At 68.7% G+C, this 6,198-nt stretch carries 5 protein-coding genes; 2 read left to right on the top strand and 3 right to left on the bottom strand.

Annotation, left to right across the window (positions count from 1 at the left end):
* Window positions 1-179: 179 nt before the first annotated feature.
* Window positions 180-611 (bottom strand): hypothetical protein, encoded by a 432-nt coding sequence (locus Psi01_RS42650; RefSeq protein WP_204069915.1) that lies wholly within the window; start codon window positions 609-611, stop codon window positions 180-182.
* A 139-nt stretch (window positions 612-750) separates the two neighbouring features.
* On the opposite strand from Psi01_RS42650, the gene Psi01_RS42655 reads away from it, so the two are divergent.
* Window positions 751-1,758, top strand: coding sequence for an RNA polymerase subunit sigma-70 (locus Psi01_RS42655; RefSeq protein ID WP_204069916.1), 1,008 nt, complete (start codon window positions 751-753; stop codon window positions 1,756-1,758).
* 198 nt (window positions 1,759-1,956) lie between these two features.
* Here the strand turns inward: Psi01_RS42655 and Psi01_RS42660 are convergent, their stop codons facing one another.
* On the bottom strand, window positions 1,957-2,541 hold the full coding sequence (locus Psi01_RS42660; RefSeq protein WP_204069917.1) for a dihydrofolate reductase family protein: 585 nt from the start codon (window positions 2,539-2,541) through the stop codon (window positions 1,957-1,959).
* A 436-nt stretch (window positions 2,542-2,977) separates the two neighbouring features.
* Window positions 2,978-4,408 carry a hypothetical protein gene (locus tag Psi01_RS42665; protein WP_204069918.1) on the bottom strand — a complete coding sequence of 477 codons (1,431 nt, stop codon included), beginning with the start codon at window positions 4,406-4,408 and terminating at the stop codon, window positions 2,978-2,980.
* Between the two features lie 1,244 nt (window positions 4,409-5,652).
* Here Psi01_RS42665 and Psi01_RS42670 point away from each other — a divergent pair.
* Complete coding sequence (locus tag Psi01_RS42670; protein ID WP_204069919.1) at window positions 5,653-6,045, top strand: hypothetical protein; 393 nt, start codon at window positions 5,653-5,655, stop codon at window positions 6,043-6,045.
* Window positions 6,046-6,198 lie beyond the last annotated feature (153 nt).

Here is a 6,198-nt window from a genome sequence, read left to right on the forward strand (position 1 = left end):
TGGTGGACGATGAGGACGTGATCTTCGAGGATGAGGCTATCGAGACGTCGACTCGGCGGGGACGGTTGCGGCGTATCGGGCACAGTGGCCGCCTTCCTGGGTCCAGGCGGTGGCGGTCTCGGGGCTGATTCCCAAGAGCCCCGTGGGAACCGCAGCGGGCAGTTGCGTGGAGAGTCCCATCAGGGCGGAAGCCCGGCGAACCGGTCCTCGATCGCGAGGTCGTCGTCGTGCGTCAGGCGACGGCTGACCGTCCGGCGTTCGTCTTCGTCTGTCGGCCGGACACGGCTCAGCTTCTCGCGGGCCGGGATCTCCAGGCCCTTGCCGATGTGACGGTTCCTGCGGCACCGCTCGAGGAAACCGCGCGCGCCGTAGCGGGTCGTGGACCCGCCGGCGATCCACTCGTCCGGGTGGACCTCGGTGCAGTACTGGAGTCCGGTGCCGTGTTCGCGCAGCCGGATGAGCAGGGCGACGGCGGCGCGGACGCTGGCCCGGACCGTCGTCCCGGCAGGTGGACGCCGACCCCGCGTACCTCGTCGGTGGCGAGGTCGAGGACCTCCTCGTCGGGTGCCGTCCGGTCGAAGGAGCCGTCCTCGGCCTTGGCTGCGTGCCACGGGCGATATTTGATCGGGTGGTCGTGCGGACCGAACAGGACGCGGAGTTCCAGATCGAGCCGAGTGGTGGGGGTCAGAACTCCTCCGCCACGCCGTCAGTCCTGGTAGCCCCTCGCCACCCGCGGAAGGATTGACGACCATGACCGACGCCAGACTGCCAGGCGACGACGGGGCCGCGTTCATCGCGGCGGCCCGCTCGAAGGACGCAGCACGGTTCGCGTTCATCACGGAGCGCTACCGGCGTGAGCTGCAGGTGCACTGCTACCGGATGCTCGCCAACTATGAGGACGCCCAGGACATGACGCAGGAGACGTTCCTGCGGGCGTGGAACAAGCGGGAGTCGTTCAAGGGCCACGCTGCGCTGCGGACCTGGCTGTACCGGATCGCGACGAACGCCTGCCTCGACTTCCTGGAGAAGCGCAACGACCGCACACCCGTGCCTGCCGAGCTGCCCGGCGGGGGCTCGGAAGTGCACTATCTGCAGCCCTACCCGGACCCGATGCTCCCGGAGGACCCGCAGGAATCGGTGGTGGCGCGGGAGACGATCGAGCTGGCGTTCGTCGTCGCCGTGCAGCATCTGCCGCCGCGGCAGCGGGCGGTGTTCATCTTGCGCGACGTCCTCGGCTGGCCGGCGTCGAAGGCCGCCGAGGCCCTCGAGCTGACCGTCGCGTCGGTGACCAGCGCACTGCAGCGGGCGCGCGCGACGATGCGCGAGCAGCTGCCCGACCGCCGCCTCGACTGGCGGAGCCCTGCCACGCACGAGCTGTCGGATGACGAGCGCAGCGTGGTGAAGTCGTATATGGACGCCCATGAGCGCAACGACCTCGACGGGCTGATGGCCCTGCTACGCGACGACCTGCGCTTCACGATGCTGCCCGATCCGGGCACCTTGGTCGTCACGGCCAGGGACGCGGTGGACGGCTGGGTCTCCAATGGGCTCTTCCAGCGCGGCTACGACGACTGGCGCTGCATCGCCACGACGGTCAACCGCATGCCTGCCGCCGCGCTGTACCTCCGCACCCCCGACGACCCGGAATACCGTTTGTTCACCATCGCGGTCCTGCACATCGTCGACGGGAAGATCGCCGGGCTCACCGGATTCGACGCCACCGACAAACCATGGCTGGACCTGCCCGCGACGCTGTGATCAGATGAGTCCCCGTCGTCGACGAGTCCAGCGCACGGGCAGACGCCACCGGCGTCCTCATCTTCAGCGAGTCGGTCGACAGCTCACTCGCAACGTGAGGAAGGGCCGGGAAAGGCTCCCTCATCGCCGAGGGTCACGGTGAGTCAGGCCAGGGAGGATTGCGACCTGGCCCGACGAACCGAGCATTCGGCCCCGTGCTCATCGCCTCGTCTCGTATCGGGTCATCACCACGCCGCCGGGAAACGTCCGCGTCCCGACCAGGTTCAGGTTCACCCAGCTGTCCAGCGCGGTGAAGAACGGTGTGCCGCCGCCCACCAGGACCGGCGCGGTGACCAGCACGTACTCGTCGATCAGCCCGGCCCGCATGGCCGCCCCGGCGAGCGTCGCGCCGCCGATGTCCATCGGGCCGCCGTCCTCGGCTCTGAGCCGGGCGATCTCGGCGACCGCGTCGCCGGTGACCAGGCGGGTGTTCCAGTCGACCTCGTCGATCGTCGATGAGAACACCACCTTCGGCATGTCCCGCCAGCGGCGCGCGAACTCGATCTCCGCCGGTGTGACACCCGGCCGCTGGTCGGCGGTCGGCCAGTGGGAGCTCATCGCTTCCCACAACTTGCGTCCGTACAGCGCCAAGCCCGTCGCGTCCACCCGGTCGGACCACCACTGGAACAGCTCGGCGCTCGGCGAGGAGTCCGGTCCCTCCCCGCCACTCCAGCCGAGGTCGTCGCCGGTCGCGGCGATGTAACCGTCCAGGGTCACATTCATGGCGAAGATCAGTTTCCGCATCGTGCCAGCCTCCTGTGAGTCGATCTCACTCGTACGGACGGTCGCGGCACGGAAACCTAATCGGTGCGCCATCCGCGCCCACCGATAGTCCCCGCGCCCGTGGGGGCCGAAGATGGCAGGTGGCGACGGGAGCAGACGACGCAAGAGCGAGCTCGGCACGGCGGCTCGGGGGCACCTGCAAGTTGCTTGGACCTGGCATCTCCTCCCGTGCAACAAGCGGGGTGCTGCTCTCATGACCGAGGGGTGGTGTGCCGAAAGGGCTGTCATCTATGGATCTTTGACGGCTTCGCCGCCGGCAGGGAGCGTGATCGTGGATCTTCGAGACCGTGTCACAATTCCTGGGTCGCGGGTTCGAGTCCCGCCGGCCGCCGCATCCGCCGCAGCCTTCACCGGACTCGGGTTCGGCCCACGCCCCGGGTGCCGCCGCGCCCCTCGGTCACCGGGTCCGCCACAGCGCGGGACGGTCCACACGACCGCAGTGATGCGTACCCAGCGCGTAGACCTCACGAGTACCGGGACGTAACACCAGATCCGTCACATTCACCGACGACCCCACGCAACCGTCGAAGCCGGGAAGCCGCCCGCGAGTCCAGCGTCCGCCCGACAGATGCCACAGCTCCTCGGTGTCGTTCACCAGCCACATCCCGCCCGCGCCATCGGACTCGATGTGATTGAACCGTTCGTTCCCGCCCTTCGCGGCCGGGCCGAGACCCCAATGACAGCTCCAGGCAACCCCGTCCCAGTGCAGCGCCACCGGACGGAAATCCACCACCTCATCCTCGCCGGTCTCCGCCAGCATCGCCGCGGCGCCGACCACCCACACGTCGTCGGCGCCCAGCACCGCCATGTCATTGACCTTCAAAGAGGTCTCAACAAGCCTCTCGCCGGCGGGCAGGACACCCCTGCCCGGGTCGCCCATGCGGGGCAGCCCGATCTCCCGCCAGCCCGTCCCCTCCCAGCGCAGCAACCCCACACGCCGGCCGTTCCCGTCATCCCGGCTCCCGGTGACTCCCCACATCTCCCCGTTCGGCCCCTGGAACATCGAGCCGGTCTCCGGGGTGCTGTACGACGGGACTCCCGAGCGCGCGGCCGGAAACCGGTAGGACCGCCAGACCGAACCCGTCCAGCGCAGCGCCCGCTCGCCGTACCTCACCCATGGCCCATGGGCGTCCATCGCGACAGGGGACGCGGTGGCGGTGAGGGGGAAGACCTCGCTGCGCCACCGCTCCTTGTCCAAGGTGTGAACGAACAGCGCGGGACCGGAAGATTTATGCGCGTACGGCGGGCTGCCGAAGACCCGTACCCGCCCATCCGGTCCCACGGCCACATCCTGCACGGTGTGCGGGTTGGAGTGAGGAGCGAACGGCCCGCTGAACGGCACCGCCGGAATGTCGAAAGTCCGCCAGGCCGAACCGTCCCAGCGGCGAAGGTAACCGGGCTTGAACCCTCTGCCGCTGCTGTCGTGCACGGTCCAGATCGTCCCGTCCGCGGAGGCCTCCACCCCGATCGGCTCGGCGTGGGCGTCATCCTTGTCGAGCGCGAGCCCTTCCCACGCCGGTGCCTTGCCCGCGACGCGGAAATCATCGGCACGCCCCGGCGGCTGGGCGCACGTGGCGGGCCGGGCCCGGACGGGTTCGAGGACCGCGGCCTTGGCCGATCGCAGTCGCAGGGTCGGAGCCGCCACCGGCTGCGGGGGCGCGGTCGTAAACCTATCCGTCGGAGAGGAGGCGGTGGCGCGCGCCTTGCCGGGGGAGCGGCGCGCGGCGGGCGAGTGCTCATCCGCGGACGATCCCTCTTCGGGCGGCGGGGCCGAACACCCGCCCAGGGCCAGCACCAGCGCGCCCAGCACCAGCGATGGACCCGTCACGGGTTTCCTGCCGCGGGAGGAGAACATTCTCCGGATCTTCGCATACAGGGAGGGGGAAATCGCCTGAATCCATGCCGAATAAAAACGAGCTTTCTGTCCTGTATCGATACTGGAATCCCCTATGGGTGCCTAGCTGGCATCGGCCTGAGGACACACCTCGGGCGGCCGGGCTAGGGTGCCGGACTAGGGTGACTGTCTGGACGCGGTGCAGGTGATCCACGAGCTGCGCCTGACATTTCGGGGAACGCTTCACCTTCTAACGCATAAGGTGATCAGTCGGTCGAGCATGTCGTGCGAGATCTTGACGAGGACCGGTTCCTCGCGGTGATGCGAGTGGTGCGTCGGGTGGCTCTCGCCTTGGGGGCATGTGTGCCCTGCGAGCGTACGTACCTGCTGTCCTTGGGCAGCCGGCAGGCAAGCGCCCACCTGCATTGGCGCATCGCCGCCCTGCCGCCTGGCGTCCCCTATGAACGGCAGCAGTACCGCGCGCTCATGGCGGAGAACGGGGTCGTCGCGGGCTTCCTGGTTGATCAGGTCGGGGGAGGAGGCCACTGAAGCGATCGACCGTATCGAGCGAGAGGGCTGGCGGCTTGACCGTGTTCTTGAGGCAGCCGCTCCAAACGGGTTCAAGTTCGGCCGGGCTCTCACATACGTATAACAAGTCGCGGGTTCGAGTCCCGCCCTGACGGTTGATCGTGCCGGATACGCGCCGAAGCTTCGCCGGAGCGGGGCCGGGGTGGACAACGACCGAGGGGACCCTCTGCGGAGCTCCAGGGCGAGTGCCCGGAGCCGGGCCTCGGAGAAGGCCGGTCACGCCCAGAGCCGACCAGGTCGTGCAGGCGAGGGACGGCATCCACGGAGACCGGCTGCGTTCGTACGCGGTCAGGGCGAGCAATCCGATGCCGACGGCCGGCAGTCCGAAGTTCTCGCCGATGAAGAGGGCCACAGGATCCACAGCGGACCCACCCCGATCATCTGCCAGGCGAGCGGGAGCAGGCCCGGCACTATCCAGAGCACGAACGGTGCCCGCGGAGCCGAGCCGCCGTCTCGCCGATATCGGCACCGGGCCAGGAGCGCACCGATGATCAGCGCCGCGGCCCACAGCGCGGACGGCGATCCGGATCCGTCACTCACCAGTGAAATCACGGCAGATGGGATGAAAGGTGCGAACAATCAACATCACCTATACGCTGTCCCAGATTTCCCAGCCATACCGATAAACCCCGCAGAAGGACCGTTTCTACATGAGCTCCCCCCTCCGGCGGCGCATCGCCGTCTTGGCCACCACGACGCTCATCGCCACAGGCCTCAGTGTCATCACGGCCGGGCCGGCAGCGGCCAGCGGCTGCTCGACCCCACCCTGCGGCCGGGTGGAGAACAAGACCAGCACCTACATCAGGGTGCGCTGGAAGAATGACGACAGCGACCCGTGGTCTTATGCCAGCCTCGCCCCCGGCAAGGGCATGGGCGGGTGGTGGCACAGTCCCAAGCGCGACATCGACGGCTTCTACGCCCCCAAGAACTGCCGTACCGCCTACTCCGTCACCGCCGGCAGCCAGTACCACGTCTACGGCGGCTGGGTGAAGGTCAGCTCCAACCAGACCGCCAAGGTGGTCTCGGTCACCTGCCCGGGCTGAGCAGTTCCGGCAACGGCCGTGGCCGCCGGTCCGGTGGATCGGCGGCCACGGCCGCAGGATGCCGCGGCTCACGGCCGGGACGGGGCGGTTCTGGGGCAGAACCCGCCCCGGAACCGCCTCAGAGCCGTCCCGGACGGTGACCGCGGCTAGATC

The organism is Paraplanobispora siamensis, assembly GCF_016863175.1.
In the GTDB taxonomy this organism is placed as follows: domain Bacteria; phylum Actinomycetota; class Actinomycetes; order Streptosporangiales; family Streptosporangiaceae; genus Planobispora; species Planobispora siamensis.